Here is a 14,876-nt window from a genome sequence, read left to right on the forward strand (position 1 = left end):
GTTCTGTGATTTCCTTGATGGACATAACGTCTCCGTTGAGATGAACGTATCGAGATGCGTCTATGTATCAACCTTCCCATCGGAGGTCAATCGTGTTTTTTGACATAGATTGATATCTCGATACGACATAGCAATAAGAGGCCTGCAGCTTCTGTAAGCCAGCTTACAGTGATCTTGGTGCCCCGCCTCGAGCGGGTGGATGCCGGTGAGCAGTCGAGTAGCCAGAAGAATTCATACGGACGATGTTGTGGCATGAGGGACTCGTGCCCCCTTGACTCGATACCCTAGTATAGGGTGTAGCATCTTTCAACGGAGTAACGATGACATCCCAACAGACAATCGGGCAGCTTGCACAGTCGGCCGGTGTTCACGTGCAAACGATTCGCTACTACGAAAGACGAAAACTCCTCTACCCCCAAGGCCGCCGACCCTCAGGGTATCGCCTGTACGACGAGGAGGCCCAAGCCCGGATCCGATTTATCAAGCACGCGCAGGGGCTGGGGTTCACGCTTCGAGAGATCGGCGAGTTGCTCAGTCTGCGGTTCAAGACCGGGACTCGCTGTGGAGACATCCGGCGAACCACGCAAGATAAACTCCGGGACATCGAAGCGAGGATCAAGGAGTTACAGACGTGGGCCCGAGCGTTGCGCAGCCTGATTCGCACGTGTCGAGCCGGTCAAACGATCGAGCAGTGCCGGATTGTGAGTCATTTGGAGAAACAGCACAGAGTGACCGTCCGAGCGAAGAAACGGACATAACCGATGTCTTCACAACGAGACAGTCTGTTTGCCGAATTGCGTCGTCTCAGTCCGAAGGTAACAGGAGGGTTGCTGCGCATGCGGCAGGACGCGTATCGCGATGGCGTCGTTCCCGCCAAGTTCAAGCTGTTAACGGCCATGGCGATCTCCATCGCCATTCGGTGCGAACCCTGTATCCATGCCTATGTGCAGAGGGCCATCGACAAGGGAGTCTCGCAGGACGAGTTGATTGAATTCTTGGAAGTGGCGATGACCATGCAAGGCTGTCCCGGCGAAGAATGGGCGCTCAAGGCCTATGCCTTGTACAAAGCGTGTCTCGATCATGGCTCGCGCTCCACGACATCCGGCTGCTGCGATCACCGGACAACGACCCAGACCGATGAGGAGGCGACACGATGAACCGACGAACCAGCTATATGATCGTGGCGATGTGCGTGTGGCTGATAGGGAGCGCCGGCTTTGGGATTCAGCAGGCATCTGCAGCCAACATTCTGATCCACGTGAAAACGTCGCTCGCGCTGGATGATGCGCAGATCTGCGCGGTGCCGAATGTTGCCTGGGCAGCGGTCAGGGCGGGGCACAGGGTCACGGTTCTGGTTGATGCCAGCGCCATCACCTCGGTGACAAAAGGCTTCGGATGGTTCAGGACGCTCATCGGGGCTGAGACAACGGCGCTGGACTGCGCGGGCTTGCCGGAGCGGGAACGACAGAGCCTTTCCGAACAGATGGGCGTCCCGATCGAGCAGGTCCCACACCGCTACGGTGAGTATTTCGACGTCCTCAAGAAGATGGGCGTCGAAATCTACGGGAACCGGACAATGATGTTGCTCTACAACATCGATCCGGCGCGAGTCGCCGATTCGGTCACGCCCGTTCCACTGGCCAAGATGGTGGAGCTGTTCGAGGCAGCGGACCGGATACTCGTCTATTGAGAATCCTTGATCCTGCAGTACCGATAGACAACCGATGAGCCAGCCAGACGGCGTACTAATGGTTCTTAGTGGCGCGCCAGGTTTCTGAAATAACTCCAGACATCGATGGTATCGAGCACCAGGGACACTGCCATTGAGACGGACAAGAATAGCAAATACTGTTTGAAAGTCGCTTCAGCAGTGGGAATGGTGATCACGACATAGGCCAGCAGCGGGATCCATGGGAAGTGGCCGAGCCCAAGGATCTTGGTGAATCCATATCGCGCATAGAGCCCCATCATCAGCATCGCGCTCGCGAGAAAATTCATGAAGATGAGCTGGGCGACCGTTTCCTGCCAGAAGGCCAGACTCGCCATGTTGACGAGCATGAGAAACAGCACCCAGAGGGAGACCCATACGGGCTGCTCCATCAATTCCATGAAAAATCGTAATGGGTTTCTCATGCCTGAATTCCTTCTGACGACTGGGATCAGCCGTGTGTCGGTGAGCACTGATAAGGAGCGGACACCCGGCTGGATCGATAGCGCCGACCGGATGTCCGCTGGTCTACCGCATTAGAATGTAATGACCTGGTACCCCTGAGACACGAGCTTCTTGAAGCTGGGATGGCCGTCGTACTCGCCGGCCAGTTTGACGCCGCAGGCCACGACTTTGTCCTTCACACCGAAAGCTCCGGCGCAAAAGTCGCACGCCCCGCCGATGCGGTCTTTCACCGCCACATAGAGCCCGTGGGCCATGTGATCGGGCTTTTCCAACTCGGGGATCCATTTCGGCCCGGCCCCGTCGAAAATCAGTTGCACGTCGTCATGGGCGTCTTTGAATTCTTTGACGGCCTCCATCGCGTTCACTACGCGTCCCAATCCTTCATGGGTGTCGGTGTCGGCCAATACCACGATCGCAACTTTGGACATGCTGCACTCCTTTCAGAAGACAGTAGAACCGCATTGTCTCGTTCTCTCGGACAGAAGCGGCAACAATAGGTGTTCACGAGCCCCACTCTACCGGCCACTCCACGGCACATCTGTGGTCTGGATTACAAACGCACAGCGCGCGGCGTTCTTTTCTCACTGGTGAGGTGCCTTACAGATAGATGACGGAACGGCGAGTAGGATCGCGACAGCATGCGACAACACGAGTCACTCACAAGGAGGTGCGACATGACCTGCACACGGTGCGATGGTCTGATGGTCAGCGAGCAGATGTGCGATCTGCGAGGAACGGACAGCGAGCTCTGTGCGAGCGGGTATCGGTGTCTGCTCTGCGGCGATGTCGTCGATGCGACAATTCTTGCAAACAGGAGGCGGCCGGTAGAGGCGAGCGTTCGTCTCATCGCCGAGTATCCTCGAATGCCGAGCGTGGCCGCGGCGTAGTGTCAGGAGTCTGCTCATGGCGGTCCGGTTCTTCGCACGGGGAGGGTGCGACGCGGCGCAGGGGCAGTAGGAGGTATCGATTGGTAGTATCACCGGTTCTCGAAGGACGAGGAAGGAGAGGAGAAAAGTCATGCCGCTTGCACAATTGAAAGGACTCAGCGGGTATCTCAGCGCGGAGCAGAAGGCCGAGCTGATTCGGAAGGTCACGGACGCAATCGTGTCCGTGGAAGGAGAGGGGTTGCGATCCGTGACCTGGGTCATCCTTGAAGAGGTGCCGTCCGGCCAATGGGGCGTCGGCGGAACACCTGTGACCACGGAGGCTCTGAGGAAGATGGCCGCACAAGGCCGATAACCATCACATCTCGATGACGACAAGGAGGGCTCAGATGAAGTTTCAAGTGCATACAACAGAGTCGGCTCCGGATGCCTCGCGCGCGACATTGGATAGCACGGTGAAGAAATACGGGTTTCTGCCGAATCTATTCGGTGTCCTCGCAGAGTCTCCCACGGCGGTGCAGGCCTATGCGGCCATCAACAAGGCACTTGAACAGAGCGCACTGTCCCCGGTGGAGCAGCAGGTGGTGACCTTGACCGTCAGTGCCGTCAATAATTGTGCCTACTGCGTGGGGGCCCACTCCGTGGTCGCGACAATGGTCCGTATGCCGGAAGATGTGCTCGCCGCGTTACGGGATCAACATCCCTTGCCCGACAGGAAGCTCGATGCGCTGCGCACACTAGTCCTGTCCGTCCTGCGTCATCGCGGCTGGGTACCGGAGGGTGAGCTGGAGCAGGCCGCGGCGGCCGGCTATACCCAGCGTCATGTCTTGGATGTGTTGACGATCGTCGCGCTCAAGACGTTGAGCAATTATGTGAATCACATTGCCCACACGCCGCTCGATCCGCAGTTTGCCGCGCAGGCGTGGAAATCGTCGGCTGCGACCGTCGGCTGAGGGGGACCCCACGCGGCGCGGAGATCGGACTAGAGGGCCTGTGCCTCCACGGGCTGGGCCCCCTAGGCCAAGGGCATTTGCGAGGGGGCGCTAATTCCGTCCGGCCATCACGCCGCCGTCAACATCCCACACCGCACCGGTCACCCATTGCGCGTCGTCGCTCAATAGGAATGCGATGGTTCGACCGACATCCTCCGCCGTGCCGATCCGGCCGATCGGGTGAAAACTGTCGAAGGTGGACAACGTGGCGTCGATGTGGGGTGGGTCGATGAAGGCTCCATAGATCGGCGTCTTGACCACGGCCGGCGACACCGCGTTGACACGAATCTTGTGGGCGGCCAGTTCCATCGCCATATGCTGCGTCAGCGCGTGCAAGCCGGCCTTTGCCATCGAATAGGCGGAGGACGGCGTCGCTTTAATGGCCTGTTGCGCCCACATCGACCCAATATGCACGATGGAGCCGCCGCCGTTGGCCGCCATATTCTTGGCGACGGCTTGCGAGATGAAAAAGAGGGCCCGGTTCAGATCCAGATACGTATCGTAGTCTTCGCCGGTATGATCGAGAAACGGCGTCGGCTTGAAATAGCCCGCGGCGTTCACCACGTACTTGATGTGGCGGTCGTGATTGCCGATGAATGCGATCAGGCGCTGCACATCTTTCGGCTCAGACAAGTTCGCTTGAAACGAGTCCACCGGACCGAACGAGGCCAGTTCGCTTTTGGCTTGCTCCAGTTTGGACGATCGGTTGGCGACAATCACGGTTGGAATGGCTCGCTCGAGTAATAGTTGCGCCGTGGCACGACCGATTCCACTGGACCCTCCAACAATGAGCGCGATGGGTTGATCGACGGGTTGCATCGGATGACCTCCTTCTTGAGTTATGGTAAACCAAACAGAACACACAGACGCAGTCTACGAAGATTCGCGGCGCGCCGACAGCAGGCACAAGCCGGTGCGGTAGGTACCAATCGGTCTATCTTGAAGAGCCCACGCGTGAAACAAATCTCCCGGCAATCGGCTCCGGAGCGGAGCGCCAGAATGGTCGAAACGATCTACGGGTGTAAATGGTCGCTGACGGTCTATCGACTGTTGGCGAACGGGATCAATCGGCCGGGTGAGATGGTGCGCAGCGTCGAGGGGCTGACGACTAAAGTGCTTAACGAGTGTCTGCGCAAGAACGTGGCGTTCGGCATCATTGAACGCATCGCCTATAACGAAATTCCTCCCCGCGTGGAATATGCGGTCACTCCGTTCGGCAGGAAGTTTATCCGCATTCTGGATGCGCTCGAGCAGTTGCAAGATGACATTGCCGCAGAGCTCTAAGGGGTTTGCCGGCGGAGGGCGCGTTCGGGGCGATGGTGTCGGGCCAGAATAGGCGGACTCACGAGCAGCCGGCCGAATTGTTGCGTGCATCGTTGAGGGGGTCGTGATTCCTGAACATGGAAGAATGCCAAGGGTGCTGAGACGCCAAGCGCGCCGCTAAGGTTTGCGCGAGGCCCAGCTAAGGGAGATTAAGGCATGAAATTACTAACGGTCGCGCTCATTCTCGGCCTCGCCATCGTGATCTTTGTGACGCCGAGGCTTCTGCCGGCGGAGCAGTCGGCACCGACCCCTAGCCTCAACATGTCCCCGGACCTTCAGCAGCTGTTTCAGGCAGAGATGAGGGAGCTTCTGCTTGGCACGCAGCGCATTGCGGGGGCGCTACCGATCGCGAACTGGGACGGCATCGCCGACTCCGCCATGGCCATGCGGAACAGCTACGTGCTTGAGCAGACACTCACGACAACCCAGAGGCACGACCTCGAACAGCTCCCCGAACAATTCAAGGCCTTCGATGAAGCGTTTCATTTGAGAGCCGAGAAGCTTGCCCACGCGGCCAAGGCCACGGACGCCGAGGCCGTCTCGTTTCACTTCTCCCGGCTGCTGGATACCTGTGTTGCCTGTCATTCGACATATGCCACATCGACGTTTCCGAACTTTCGATCCGAAGGAGGAGTTGAGCACCGTCATTAGAACGCAACCGGACCCTCTCACTGTAATCCTGGGTCAAAGGAGAAACGGTGTCGTGCAGGAATCTGGTTCCATTCTGTTGGCAGATCCCTCCGTAGCCCTTTCCGGCCCGCTCTCTTCTATCAAGCTCGGTTCTCGACATCGCACATTGTTCTGTGACATTCGCACGGCATAGCCCGCATGTCCGTCATCGAATCCACCCATTCACTGAACCGCGTCGCCGCAGGCAGACTTTCGGCCCGATTGCAGGAGTTGTCCTTGCCGCTCACAGTCATCGCATAAAAAGCCGGACCCACTGGTTTCCTCTACTAAACCCTGCCGCTAGATCGCATCCCGGTGGTTCGCCTTGGTTACGATGACTCTCGGTCGAAGGTCCATAAGAGGCCGAGGACGATCAGGTGTTGGGAGCCGGTCAGGCCCGGCACACCCGGCGAGATGTCGCCTCGTCTGAAGAACCCGCCGTTGACCCCTGTCGAGTCGTCCCATCGGTACTCAAGCCGCACGTGAGTCTTGCTGAAGACGCGTGGCCCGCGATCAGAGAACGGCGCGTAGTCCAGCGTGGTCGTCATGGCCTGCACGAATTGTTCGCTGCCCGTCCATTGCCCGTTGCGGTCCCAGTAGAATTCCGGCCGGATTGCCGCATACGCACTGGACGCGAATTTCCAGCCGATGCTGGCATTCCCACCCATCACGAATGCACGCGGGGCGCCAGGCCGATCGGCGATATTTTCCGTACCCACATCATAGGTTAGGGTGACGAAGAACTTCCGGTCTTCCCACTTCATGACATTGCTCAGATAGTACCGCCAAAAATCGAGATCAGTTCGCTGCTGGTCCGGTCCGGCATAGAGTGTATGACTAATTGTCACGCATGGCAGCGGCGTGAACGTCAGTTGAAAGCCATAACTGGGGTGATCGTTTGGCCGGGACAGATGGGCATAGCCGTTCACGATGAATCCAGAAAGCGTCACGTTCTTGTTCATGCGGTAGACCGCATTGACGCCGAACATCTGATAGGGGCTGTAGTCCGAGGTCCAAGCCCGTGTGTAATGGACGTTGTCCTTTGCGTAGAGACTTTCGGAGCCGAGAAAACTACTGAACAGGCCCGCGGTCAACGTGAGGCCGTCACCTTTCGGGACCCAGTACGACACGTTCGCGAGGCCGACATGGCGCAGCGTGTCGGCACCGGAAAGTTTCGGCTCGCCCGGGAGGAACGCGAACTCCCGTGAGTCATAGCCGCCTTGCACCGCCAATTCCATGCCCCATTCAGCACCGGGAGCCGCCGCCTTACGCACATAGGCCATGGCCATATTCGGGCTGAGTTCGTTATGGCGTGGCACGGTGGAGCGGTTTCGCCAGAGATGGTTCTCAGGGAAATTGAAGTTCAGCGGATAGCTGACATCGAGGTAGGCTCCATACTGCCAGCCATCCGGGGACGTGCAGGAGAGGGAGGCGCACGGCTCATCGGCTAACGCCGGCAACGCGATCGAAGTGTACAGCGCGGTACAGAGCGCCCAGATCCATATGGAGGTCCGGGTCACCCAGGAGCCGTTGGCTGGAGCAGCGGGTATGGTGATCACAAAGGCCAATGTTTGAATGGTTTGATGAAGGTAGCGGGTCTTGCAACTTGGAGATCCGATTTTCGATAACACAGCATATGATGAACCGGGTGTGATAGGACGCTGGGGCGTGATCCAAACCGAGCGGGGGCCGCCAAGGGTGTTACCCCTCTCCCCGTATCGAGCCCGAACCAATTGTAGTGCGCCGAGGAGCGGATGTCGTGCCGTCGCCGGATCTTGTTGACCGGGCAACTCGCACCGGCCTCTTGCAGGATGTTGACGATCTGCGTCTCGGTGGTCTTCGACTGGCGCATGGAAACCTCTGGGCTAGGCGGTCTATTCTGCCAGAAGATTATCCTTTTGCGTGTCTCAAATTAGGGGAAGCTTACCATTCATGCGCAAGCAGCACCTCTATAAAGCACGTTTCTTGAACCGTCGTATGGATCGAGCGGTGGCCGAGTCGGATACCCAAGACCTGCGCCCACGAGGCGCGATGGGAGAAGGCTGCGGGAGAATCGCCCTAGCGTCGCGTGATTCCCAATGCCTTGATGCGCGACGCGAGTGTGGTCGGCTTCATGCCCAGCAATGCCGCCGCGCCATCCGCGCCGAAGAGTTTTCCCTTGGTCAAGCCGAGCGCATGGACGATGTTCTCCCGTTCCTGGCGTCTCAGGTCGTCCCTGGTCGCCGGCCGTGGCGATTCCGGCGTCGAGTGAGAGGCGGTGATCGACATCGATCGCTGAGATGGTTGGAGTTGGATGTGCAAGGGCCCGCCTTGGGCGAGAATCACCGCGCGTTCCACGACGTTCTGAAGTTCTCGGACATTGCCCGGCCAATCGTGACCGACCAGAAGGTTGGAGACGGCCGGCGTCAAACGCGGGGTGCGGCGATTCAGCCGTTGGGCGCTCCTGGCGATGAAATGCCGCGCCAGCGCAGGAATGTCCTCGCGACGCTCCCTGAGCGGGGGAATATGGATCGGGAACACGCTGAGGCGGTAGAACAGATCTTCCCGGAAGCGGCCGGCCTCCACCTCTCGCTTCAAGTCCCGGTTTGTCGCGGCCACGATTCGCACGTCCACCTTGCGCGTCTTGGTTTCTCCGACGCGCTCGAATTCGCCTTCTTGCAGCACGCGCAATAATTTGGCTTGCATGGGCAGGGGCACTTCCCCGATTTCGTCGAGGAACAGCGTGCCGCGGTCCGCCAGCTCGAAACGGCCGGGACGATCCGACAGGGCGCCGGTGAAGGCGCCTTTTGCGTGACCGAAGAACTCGCTTTCGAACAGCGCATCCGGGACGGCGCTGCAATTCACTTTGATCATGGCCCGGCTCTTTCGCGGACTCCGGTCATGGATGGCCCGGGCCACCAACTCCTTGCCCGTGCCGCTCTCTCCGGTGATCAGGGCCGCCGCGTCGGTCGGGGCCACGAGGTGCACCTGCCGCAGCACGTGCTGGAGCGCCTGACTCTCTCCGACAAACTCTCCCATGCCGAGCGCCGCCGTGACTTCTTCGCGGAGGTAGAGATTTTCTTCTTCGAGGCGCGCGCGCAGCAGGTCGATCTCCTCGCGCGCGCGGGCGTTCGCAATGCTCACCGCCGCGTAGTCGGCGAACATACGTAGCCATTCGAACGCTTCCGCATCCAGCCGGCCGCGGTCGAACAGCGCCAGCACGCCAAGCGTCTCTCCTCGAAAGATCAGCGGCTGGGCCGCGAACGTCTGAATGCCCTCGCGTGCAACCCAGCCCGAGTCGGCGATCCATTCTTCATCGCCACGGACGCCGGCGATCCAGAGGGCTTCTCCGTTTAAGGCGACACGACCGATCTTGCGCTCACCGATCAGACAGCGGTGAAAGGCGCCGTCGATGCGGCTGTAATCGACGTGCGAGTCTTGCGGCACGCCGGCGCTGGCGACGAGGTGCAGAGCCTTCGCGCTGTCTGCGGGGTCTTCTTCTCCCCGGCACACGGGGCACGATTGGTTGGGGATCGCGAGCCAGATGCGAGTCAGGACGGTGTTGGGGCATTGCGCGATGCCTTCGGTGATCGTTCGCAGGACTTCTTGCAGCGTGGCTTGACGAGCCGTCACTACCATGACCTGCGGGAGCTGATGCGGATTCATGTGCGAGACTCTACGAAATATCGTTCATCGTTGCAATGATAAATCGTAGATCACGAATAGTCGTAGTGTGGGGCGTGAGAGTTCATTGCATGATAACGCAGATATTTCAGTGACTTGAGTCTCTTGATCCGCATGGCACGGCATCTGCTCAGGCAGGTGTGCAATCGCGCATGTGGCGCGGGTCACCCAATCAACCCAAGGAGGCAGTATGAATCGCATTGCACAACTCGATCCTCAGACCGCAACGGGCCAGACGAAAACCCTGTTCGATGGCGTGCAGCGAAAACTCGGCGTCGTGCCGAACCTGTTTCGCGTGTTGGGCAACGCGCCCGCTGCGCTTCAAGGGTATCTCAATTTCAGTGCTGCGCTGGCGGATGGGCAGTTGGGTCCGAAGGTTCGCGAGCAGATCGCCCTTACGGTTGCCCAGGCCAACGAATGCGCCTACTGCCTCAGCGCACACTCGTTCATCGGCGGCAAATTGGGACTGACGCAGCAGGATCTCGCCGAAGCTCGACAGGCCCATGCGACCGATCCGCGCACGGAGGCCATCCTCAAGCTGGCGCAGCGCATGGTGACGCAGCGGGGTGAGCTGGGGGCGGAGGGCCTCGATGACGCGCGCCGTGCGGGGTTGACCGACGGGGATATCGTCGAGACGGTGGCGCAGGTCGCGCTGAACACCTTCAGCAATTACCTCAATCACATCGCCGGGACGGTCATCGACTTTCCTGAGGTCACGATCGCAGAGGGGTGCGGCACGTCTTCCTGCGGCTGTCGCTAGGCGGGGAAGGAATGCGTCGGTTCACGAGACTCTCGTCATCAATTTAGGAGAAAGGGTGCCATCATGAAGATCAGCAGTCGATCGATCGTTGCGTCGCTTGCCATCGTGATTCTCACGTCTCCGCTCATCTCATCGGCAGGGGAGCAGGAGCAGAAACCGACGGTGTCGCATTATGCGGGTCCGCGAGAGGATGCGCCGATTCCCCGGCCTGGGTTACGACCCAAGAAGGGCCGGGTGGCGGTGGTCGTGACGGATCCGCAGAACGACTTTCTGAGCCCAACCGGCGTGGCCTGGGGTGTGGTCGGACAGAGCGTGCAGGAAAACCACACGGTGGAACATCTCGAAGACCTGTTCAAGGTCGCCAAGGCCGCCGATGTGCCGGTCTTCGTCAGCCCGCACTATTACTATCCGCACGACCACCGGTGGACCTTCGGCGGCGCGCTCGAAGTGCTGATGCACAAGATCGGCATGTTCGACCGGAAAGCAGCGTTGACCCAGGAGGGGTTTGCGGGGTCCGGTGCCGATTGGCTCGACCGCTACAAACCCTATATCGAAGACGGCCGGACAGTCGTGACCAGCCCGCACAAGGTGTTCGGGCCCGAGTCGAACGATCTCATCCTGCAGCTGCGCAAGGCCGACATCAGCCAGGTGATCCTGGCCGGCATGTCTGCCAATCTCTGCACCGAGTCGCATCTGCGCGAGCTACTCGAACAGGGCTTCGAGGTGGTGGTGGTGACGGATGCGACGGCGGCCGCCAAGCTGCCGGGATTCGACGGCTATGAAGCCGCCTTCGTGAATGTTCGCATGATGGCGAGCGACGTGTGGAGTACGGCGCAGGCGGTGAAGACGCTGGCCTCACTCAAGTAATCCCTCGGACGTGGACCGTGCGATGCATCGATGACCGACAATCTGTGACAAGGAGGAATGACCGTGAAAACTGCAATCGTTATCCTATCCGACCCGAAAGGCGGGGCAGAGGAAGCCTTGGGGCGAGTGTTCAATGCCCTCGCCTTGGCTGCCGAATCCAAGCAACAGGGCGACGAGGTGGCCGTAGTGTTCAATGGCCCGGGGACGCGATGGCCGGCTGAGCTGACCAAGCTGACGCATCCGGCCAACGGGCTGTATCAGTCGGTGCGCGATGTGGTGCAGGGCGCATCCTGTGCCTGTGCCGAGGTCTTCGGGGCAACGGACAGTGTGCGGTCCTGCGGCGTGAAGAGCGTGAACGATAACGCCTTACCGGGCACGGCCGGCCTGTTGAGTCTCAGGCGGTACCTGGCCGACGGATGGCATGTGGTGGTGTTCTGAGAGCGGGATGATGTGAATGACGGCGTGCAACGCCTGTGGGTTGCACGCCGGTCATACGGAGGACGGCACAATGGCGATGAAATATTTGGACCTGGCGCTGACGGAGTCCGTGCGACGGGCACAGCAGCAGTATTACGGCCATGCCGCGACGATCGCCGAGTCGCCTGAGCGTGATCCGCTCGGCGAGGCGGAGATGGAGTTCATCACGACCCGAGACAGTTTCTACCTGGGCACCGTGAGTGAGAGCGGATGGCCGTACCTTCAACATCGCGGCGGGTCCGCGGGATTCTTGCGTGTGCTGAGCCCATCCAGGCTGGCGTTTGCGGATTATCGAGGCAATCGCCAACTGCTGAGCACGGGGAATCTCCTGGCGAACGATCGCGTGGCGCTGTTTCTGATGGATTACGCGAATCGGGCGCGTTTGAAGGTGTTCGGCCATGGCCGGATCGAAGATGCGCGATCCCAACCGGAACTCGTGGCGCAACTTGCCTCGCTGGACGTGCGCGCGAAGGTGGAACGGATTCTGTTCATCGATGTGGTGTCCTACGACTGGAACTGCCCGAAGTACATCACGCCCCGCTATTCCATCGGCGAGGTGGAGGAGGTAGTTGGGCCGTTGAAATCCCGTATTGCCGAGCTGGAAGCACAGCTTCGATCGCTCCAGGGAGAGAAGCGCATCCTGTCGATCTGAACGGAGAGGAGAGACCATTGATGTCACACATATCGCGTCGACACTTCCTGAAATTCGCCGTCGCAATAGGCGGCGCGGTCGCACTCGGAGGTCTGGACGGCTCGCCAGGGTTCTCCCGGTCGAGGCGGATCGCCCATGCCGCGGAACCGATCAAGATCGGCATCATCGATCCGCTGTCGGGCCCCTATAAGACGTCTTCGATCCACGACGTGCACGGCGCGACGGTCGCGGTGGATCGCTTCAATACAGCCGGCGGTGTACTGGGCCGTCCGGTGGTCCTTGTCGAGGCCGACGATGCATCCAAGGTGGACATCGGAGTACGGACGGCTCGGAAGTTGATCATGGACGACCGTGTGGATGTGCTCATGGGCACCTTCAACGGAGACGTCGCAATGGCGATCGCGGAGGTGGCCAAGCGGGAGAACCGGTTGTTCATGGTGACCGGCGCACATGTTCCCGAGTTAACGGGGGCCGCGTGCAACTCGCACACCTTCGTGTTCATGCCGACCGCCGACATGCTCGCAACAGCGGTGGCCCCGCACCTGGTCAAGACCTATGGGACCAGGTGCTACATGGTCACGGCCGATACGGTGGACGGCGCTTCCGCACGTACCGCCATGACCGACGCACTCGTGGCCCACGGGGCCGAGATCCTCGGCGATACTGTGGCGTCTTTCGGCACGACGGACTTTGTCCCGGCATTCACACGGGCGGTGCGAGCCAAGCCGACCTTCATCGTGCTCAACCTCTACGGCTGGGACCTCGTCCACGCGCTGAAAGCTTATGCCAAGCTGCAGTTGGCCGCAGCGCAGATCGGCGTGGGGGGCATGATCGGCGGCGAACAAATCGGCCGGCCGCTGGGCTATGCGGATCACGCCGGAATCTGGGGCCTGATCTGGGACCCGAAGGTCAAGTCCGAGAGCTCGCGACGGTTCATTCAAGGCGTGATCGACAAATACCACCACACACCGACCTCGCGGTGCTATCACGGTTACGCCGCCATGACGCAAATCCTGGAGGCGATGCAACGGGCAGGAACGACCGACACACAGGCGCTCATCAAGACGTTGGAGGGGCATGCCTTCGACGGCCTGAAGGAAGGGCGCTCCTATTTCCGTGCGTCGGATCACCTGCATGTGCAAGACGTGTTGGTAGGGAAAGCCTACGGGAAGGAATTGGGATTGGGCCACTACCAGCTGCTGGCCACGGTAGGGGGAGAGGCGGTTGCGAGCGTGCCCGACCGGTCGGGTTGTGGGTTGACCTGAACTTGCCGGTTGCACGGTATCGGTATCACACAGGAGGATCGAACATGAACAGGTTGGCGTTGCGACAGGGTCGATGGCGAAATCCCCTGAGGTTCTTCAGCGAGTTGCTGGAGCAGCCGGCCTGGGTTGCGGGCTGGGTCTTAGTCCTCATGGCGATCAATCTGGCCGGCCTCGCATTCTGGAGTGAGCTCTTGGCTCGGGTCATTGTGGCGATCTTCCTACTCTCAGCCATGCTGATGATGGGGTTGTATAGCGTATTCGGTTTTGAACGGATTCTTGGATTGGGGCACGTGTTCTGGATTCCCTTGTTAGTCATGCTGTTGATGCACCTGCCGCAGGCCGCCGGTGCATTCGCCGGCTACCTCATCGTGCTGGCTCTGTGTCTCGGGATTTCATTGCTGTTCGATATTCGTGACCTGTGGATCTACGTATCACAAAAACGGACGCGGCAGTGAGGCGATGGGTGTCGTGCCTACACAAAGAGCAGCGGGCATGCGAATGGTACCGAGGTTGAACACGACTGCGTTGTCGAGGGCAGCCGTGAAGATCGGAAGCGAAAACGGAGCGGCAGTCGGCACAAGGGCCGACTGGGCCCACGTCGCGCCGGATCCCGGATCGATACGGACGCGTCCTCCCGAATGAGATCTATGTATTCCGTGCCATTCCTCCTCTCCATCCTTGGCTCACGACGCGAGCCGATTTCCGATTCCAGGGGTCGAAGGCAAGCAATCCAGAATTGACTCAAGGGCGAACAGGCCACATTGAACGAGCGAATGGGGCCGATTCCCGCGTCGGTTCGATCGCGGTGCTTTCGAGGCATGCCGGCGTGTGTGTGCACAGCGGCCCGCATGCCTCGCCCTCGAGGGAGATAGTTGGACTGTAAGCTGGCTCACAGCCGTCTCATGCCCTCAATGGTAAGGTCCGTTCATACATATTGATATAGCTCAATGTGTGTTGCGCTGTCGACCGCCGGAGCGTGGCCACGACCCGAGTCACCACAAAGGAGGAGCAGAGTATGTCGATGATGTGCAGCCTGCAGGGATGTACCCGGAAGCACGGCATGTGCGGACACGAGAAGATGATGTTCGCCGTGATGATCATGCTGATGATCGGCGGCGTGGCCTATTGGTTTATGGGATGAGCAGATGCAC

20 protein-coding genes are annotated in these 14,876 nt (G+C 59.7%); 15 read left to right on the plus strand and 5 right to left on the minus strand.

Annotated elements, in window-relative coordinates; all coding sequences use genetic code 11:
• Nucleotides 1-320 precede the first annotated feature (320 nt).
• From KF784_16535 to KF784_16545, 3 genes are read left to right on the plus strand one after another with little or no spacing between them, the layout of a single operon-like run.
• Nucleotides 321-758, plus strand: coding sequence for a heavy metal-responsive transcriptional regulator (locus tag KF784_16535; protein ID MBX3120667.1), 438 nt, complete (start codon nucleotides 321-323; stop codon nucleotides 756-758).
• 3 nt (nucleotides 759-761) lie between these two features.
• The gene (locus KF784_16540) at nucleotides 762-1,157 is read left to right on the plus strand and encodes a carboxymuconolactone decarboxylase family protein (protein ID MBX3120668.1); all 396 of its coding nucleotides are present in this window, start codon (nucleotides 762-764) and stop codon (nucleotides 1,155-1,157) included.
• On the plus strand, nucleotides 1,154-1,690 hold the full coding sequence (locus KF784_16545; GenBank protein MBX3120669.1) for a hypothetical protein: 537 nt from the start codon (nucleotides 1,154-1,156) through the stop codon (nucleotides 1,688-1,690). Before KF784_16540 ends, KF784_16545 begins: the two co-directional genes overlap by 4 nt.
• Nucleotides 1,691-1,755: 65 nt before the next feature.
• On the opposite strand, the gene KF784_16550 is transcribed toward KF784_16545, so the two are convergent.
• A complete protein-coding gene (locus tag KF784_16550) occupies nucleotides 1,756-2,133 on the minus strand; it encodes a hypothetical protein (protein ID MBX3120670.1) in 378 nt (125 codons plus the stop codon).
• Between the two features lie 111 nt (nucleotides 2,134-2,244).
• The gene (locus KF784_16555) at nucleotides 2,245-2,601 is read right to left on the minus strand and encodes a DsrE family protein (protein MBX3120671.1); all 357 of its coding nucleotides are present in this window, start codon (nucleotides 2,599-2,601) and stop codon (nucleotides 2,245-2,247) included.
• Between the two features lie 246 nt (nucleotides 2,602-2,847).
• Between KF784_16555 and KF784_16560 the strand changes: the two genes are divergently transcribed.
• The 3 genes from KF784_16560 to KF784_16570 all read left to right on the plus strand — a co-directional run bounded on the left by KF784_16560 (nucleotide 2,848) and on the right by KF784_16570 (nucleotide 4,010).
• Nucleotides 2,848-3,060: a hypothetical protein gene (locus KF784_16560; GenBank protein ID MBX3120672.1), complete on the plus strand. Its 213-nt coding sequence runs from the start codon at nucleotides 2,848-2,850 to the stop codon at nucleotides 3,058-3,060.
• 130 nt (nucleotides 3,061-3,190) lie between these two features.
• The gene (locus KF784_16565) at nucleotides 3,191-3,412 is read left to right on the plus strand and encodes a 4-oxalocrotonate tautomerase family protein (protein MBX3120673.1); all 222 of its coding nucleotides are present in this window, start codon (nucleotides 3,191-3,193) and stop codon (nucleotides 3,410-3,412) included.
• A gap of 34 nt (nucleotides 3,413-3,446) precedes the next feature.
• Complete coding sequence (locus KF784_16570; protein MBX3120674.1) at nucleotides 3,447-4,010, plus strand: carboxymuconolactone decarboxylase family protein; 564 nt, start codon at nucleotides 3,447-3,449, stop codon at nucleotides 4,008-4,010.
• Between the two features lie 90 nt (nucleotides 4,011-4,100).
• On the opposite strand, the gene KF784_16575 is transcribed toward KF784_16570, so the two are convergent.
• Complete coding sequence (locus KF784_16575; GenBank protein MBX3120675.1) at nucleotides 4,101-4,868, minus strand: SDR family oxidoreductase; 768 nt, start codon at nucleotides 4,866-4,868, stop codon at nucleotides 4,101-4,103.
• 135 nt (nucleotides 4,869-5,003) lie between these two features.
• On the opposite strand from KF784_16575, the gene KF784_16580 reads away from it, so the two are divergent.
• Together KF784_16580 and KF784_16585 are read left to right on the plus strand one after the other, a co-directional pair.
• Entirely contained in the window at nucleotides 5,004-5,333 is a 330-nt protein-coding gene (locus KF784_16580) for a helix-turn-helix transcriptional regulator (GenBank protein ID MBX3120676.1), read from the plus strand.
• Between the two features lie 195 nt (nucleotides 5,334-5,528).
• A complete protein-coding gene (locus KF784_16585) occupies nucleotides 5,529-6,023 on the plus strand; it encodes a cytochrome c (GenBank protein MBX3120677.1) in 495 nt (164 codons plus the stop codon).
• 347 nt (nucleotides 6,024-6,370) lie between these two features.
• On the opposite strand, the gene KF784_16590 is transcribed toward KF784_16585, so the two are convergent.
• Together KF784_16590 and KF784_16595 are read right to left on the minus strand one after the other, a co-directional pair.
• Entirely contained in the window at nucleotides 6,371-7,672 is a 1,302-nt protein-coding gene (locus KF784_16590) for an outer membrane beta-barrel protein (protein MBX3120678.1), read from the minus strand.
• A 427-nt stretch (nucleotides 7,673-8,099) separates the two neighbouring features.
• A complete protein-coding gene (locus tag KF784_16595) occupies nucleotides 8,100-9,686 on the minus strand; it encodes a sigma 54-interacting transcriptional regulator (GenBank protein ID MBX3120679.1) in 1,587 nt (528 codons plus the stop codon).
• Between the two features lie 208 nt (nucleotides 9,687-9,894).
• On the opposite strand from KF784_16595, the gene KF784_16600 reads away from it, so the two are divergent.
• The 7 genes from KF784_16600 to KF784_16630 all read left to right on the plus strand — a co-directional run bounded on the left by KF784_16600 (nucleotide 9,895) and on the right by KF784_16630 (nucleotide 14,866).
• Nucleotides 9,895-10,464 (plus strand): carboxymuconolactone decarboxylase family protein, encoded by a 570-nt coding sequence (locus KF784_16600; GenBank protein MBX3120680.1) that lies wholly within the window; start codon nucleotides 9,895-9,897, stop codon nucleotides 10,462-10,464.
• 63 nt (nucleotides 10,465-10,527) lie between these two features.
• The gene (locus tag KF784_16605; protein ID MBX3120681.1) at nucleotides 10,528-11,331 is read left to right on the plus strand and encodes a cysteine hydrolase; all 804 of its coding nucleotides are present in this window, start codon (nucleotides 10,528-10,530) and stop codon (nucleotides 11,329-11,331) included.
• 63 nt (nucleotides 11,332-11,394) lie between these two features.
• Entirely contained in the window at nucleotides 11,395-11,769 is a 375-nt protein-coding gene (locus KF784_16610; protein MBX3120682.1) for a DsrE family protein, read from the plus strand.
• A 70-nt stretch (nucleotides 11,770-11,839) separates the two neighbouring features.
• Nucleotides 11,840-12,460, plus strand: coding sequence for a pyridoxamine 5'-phosphate oxidase family protein (locus KF784_16615; protein MBX3120683.1), 621 nt, complete (start codon nucleotides 11,840-11,842; stop codon nucleotides 12,458-12,460).
• Nucleotides 12,461-12,480: 20 nt separating this feature from the next.
• Nucleotides 12,481-13,725: an ABC transporter substrate-binding protein gene (locus tag KF784_16620; protein ID MBX3120684.1), complete on the plus strand. Its 1,245-nt coding sequence runs from the start codon at nucleotides 12,481-12,483 to the stop codon at nucleotides 13,723-13,725.
• 44 nt (nucleotides 13,726-13,769) lie between these two features.
• Nucleotides 13,770-14,180, plus strand: coding sequence for a hypothetical protein (locus KF784_16625; GenBank protein ID MBX3120685.1), 411 nt, complete (start codon nucleotides 13,770-13,772; stop codon nucleotides 14,178-14,180).
• A gap of 521 nt (nucleotides 14,181-14,701) precedes the next feature.
• A complete protein-coding gene (locus tag KF784_16630) occupies nucleotides 14,702-14,866 on the plus strand; it encodes a hypothetical protein (GenBank protein ID MBX3120686.1) in 165 nt (54 codons plus the stop codon).
• The last annotated feature ends 10 nt before the right edge of the window (nucleotides 14,867-14,876 follow it).

It is taken from the genome of Fimbriimonadaceae bacterium (assembly GCA_019638775.1).
Taxonomy (GTDB): domain Bacteria; phylum Armatimonadota; class Fimbriimonadia; order Fimbriimonadales; family Fimbriimonadaceae; genus JAHBTD01.

Coding starts and splice junctions, on each gene's coding strand:
- KF784_16605 (MBX3120681.1), top strand. CDS start 10,528: ATGAAGATCAGCAGTCGATCGATCGTTGCGTCGCTTGCCATCGTGATT.
- KF784_16595 (MBX3120679.1), bottom strand. CDS start 9,686: ATGAATCCGCATCAGCTCCCGCAGGTCATGGTAGTGACGGCTCGTCAA.
- KF784_16570 (MBX3120674.1), top strand. CDS start 3,447: ATGAAGTTTCAAGTGCATACAACAGAGTCGGCTCCGGATGCCTCGCGC.
- KF784_16555 (MBX3120671.1), bottom strand. CDS start 2,601: ATGTCCAAAGTTGCGATCGTGGTATTGGCCGACACCGACACCCATGAA.
- KF784_16565 (MBX3120673.1), top strand. CDS start 3,191: ATGCCGCTTGCACAATTGAAAGGACTCAGCGGGTATCTCAGCGCGGAG.
- KF784_16600 (MBX3120680.1), top strand. CDS start 9,895: ATGAATCGCATTGCACAACTCGATCCTCAGACCGCAACGGGCCAGACG.
- KF784_16545 (MBX3120669.1), top strand. CDS start 1,154: ATGAACCGACGAACCAGCTATATGATCGTGGCGATGTGCGTGTGGCTG.
- KF784_16540 (MBX3120668.1), top strand. CDS start 762: ATGTCTTCACAACGAGACAGTCTGTTTGCCGAATTGCGTCGTCTCAGT.
- KF784_16625 (MBX3120685.1), top strand. CDS start 13,770: ATGAACAGGTTGGCGTTGCGACAGGGTCGATGGCGAAATCCCCTGAGG.
- KF784_16560 (MBX3120672.1), top strand. CDS start 2,848: ATGACCTGCACACGGTGCGATGGTCTGATGGTCAGCGAGCAGATGTGC.
- KF784_16550 (MBX3120670.1), bottom strand. CDS start 2,133: ATGAGAAACCCATTACGATTTTTCATGGAATTGATGGAGCAGCCCGTA.
- KF784_16575 (MBX3120675.1), bottom strand. CDS start 4,868: ATGCAACCCGTCGATCAACCCATCGCGCTCATTGTTGGAGGGTCCAGT.
- KF784_16585 (MBX3120677.1), top strand. CDS start 5,529: ATGAAATTACTAACGGTCGCGCTCATTCTCGGCCTCGCCATCGTGATC.
- KF784_16620 (MBX3120684.1), top strand. CDS start 12,481: ATGTCACACATATCGCGTCGACACTTCCTGAAATTCGCCGTCGCAATA.
- KF784_16615 (MBX3120683.1), top strand. CDS start 11,840: ATGGCGATGAAATATTTGGACCTGGCGCTGACGGAGTCCGTGCGACGG.
- KF784_16535 (MBX3120667.1), top strand. CDS start 321: ATGACATCCCAACAGACAATCGGGCAGCTTGCACAGTCGGCCGGTGTT.